This is a genomic window from Streptomyces jumonjinensis, from assembly GCF_009600885.1.
Taxonomy (GTDB): domain Bacteria; phylum Actinomycetota; class Actinomycetes; order Streptomycetales; family Streptomycetaceae; genus Streptomyces; species Streptomyces jumonjinensis.
Map to the genome: position 1 here is coordinate 35,547 of NZ_VCLA01000128.1, position 1,637 is coordinate 37,183.

General features: G+C 77.5%; 1 pseudogene. It reads right to left on the reverse strand.

The window, feature by feature from the left end:
* Position 1: 1 nt before the first annotated feature.
* A pseudogene (locus FF041_RS37925) lies at positions 2 to 1,637 on the reverse strand (hypothetical protein); the annotation flags it as partial.

Genomic DNA, 1,637 nt, shown 5'->3' on the forward strand with positions numbered 1-1,637 from the left:
ACTAACGCTCCTGCGGGTGATTGGGGCCGAGGTTGATGTTGCCGGTCGTCGAGCTGTTGTTCTGCTGACGGCCCTGCTGGATTCCACGGCGGAGGTTGGTCAGCCGGCCGCGCACGTCATCGGGCGCTCGCGAGACTTGCGGACCGCTCTGGGCGCTCTGCTCCTGTGCCGTGCCCGCGACCAGATTGGCACGCGGGACCCGGCGGGGGAGACCTGATGTGGTGATGCCGCCGGCCGCGGGCTTGCGGATCCGCTCGGCCTGGCGCACCAGCTCGTCATTGGGCGAGGCACGCCAGCCGCCGCTGTTGGGGGCCGCGCCGTCCGGGCCGCCCTGAGGCTCCTGGACGCCCTGGCCGTTCTGGCCGTTCTGGTCGTCCGGGCCGCTGTGGCCGTCCGGACCGTTATGGCCGGTCTGGTCGTTCTGGGGGGCGGAGGGGCGCTGGGGCAGCGCCGGGGGCTGGGCCTGGGCGTCGGGACGCCGGGGCTGCTCCTGCCGCTGGGCCTGCTCGGCGGGGTGACCGGGCTGACCGGGGTGACCCGGCTGACCGGGGTGCCCGGGAGCTCCGGCCTGGCCCCTGCCCTGGGTGCGGAACCAGTCCGTCTCCAGGGTGTCGTACAGCGGGGTGCGGCCGTCGCCCGGTCCCGGCGCGGGCGGCAGCGCCTCGGGCTGCGGCTGCGCGGGCAGGGCGGGGGCGCGGTGGCCGCCGTCGTCCAGACCTTCGTAACCGCGCGGGGCGGGAGCCTGACCGGGGGCGGGCGGCTGGGGCACGCCCAGATCCACCCGGGGGAACTGACCGGTGACGGCCGGGTCCTGCGGACCGGGACGGCCGTACTGGCCGGTGGTGTCCGGGAGTTCCGGGCGGGCGTACTGGCCGGTGGCGTCCTGCTGTCCGGGCAGGCCGTACTGGCCGGTGGCGGCGGGGTCCTGCGGACCCGGACGGCCGTACTGACCGTCCGTCCCCTGGCCGCCGGGGCGGCCGTACTGACCGCCGGCGGACGGGTCCGGGAAGTCAGGCCGGGCGTACTGGCCGGTGGCGGCCGGGTCCTGGGCACCGGGGCGGCCGTACTGGCCGGTGGTGTCCGGGAGTTCCGGGCGGGCGTACTGGCCCGTCGCGTCCTGCTGTCCGGAGGGGGCGAATCCGCCGCTCCGGTCCTGCGGACGGTCCTGGCGTCCGGCGTCCGGGAGCTCCGGCCGGGCGTACTGGCCGGTGGCGTCCTGCTGTCCGGAGGGGGCGTATCCGCCGGGCGCGGGCTGCCGCGGTCCGCCGAAGTCCGCCTGCGGCAGCTGACCGGTGGCGGCCGGGTCCTGGCCGGAGGCGTCGCCCCGCGCAGGGGCGGGCCGCCCCGGACCGCCGGGCGTGGAGCCGGGCGTGGTGCCGGGCGTGGTGCCGGGCGTGGTGCCGGGCGTGGTGCCGGTCGGGCCGAAGACGTCCTGGCGTACGAACTGTCCGCCCTGCGGGTCCGCTCCCGGGCCCGCCTGCTGGGCCGCGGGGAAGTCCGGCCCGGGGAACTCGCCGGCCGGGCGATCCGGCCGCGCGGGCTCGTCGAAGTCGGGCCGGGTGAACTCGGCCGTCGCGGCGATGCCCTCGTTCTCCTCGTGACCGCGCGGGGTGTCCGCACGGCCCCGGTTACGGTTC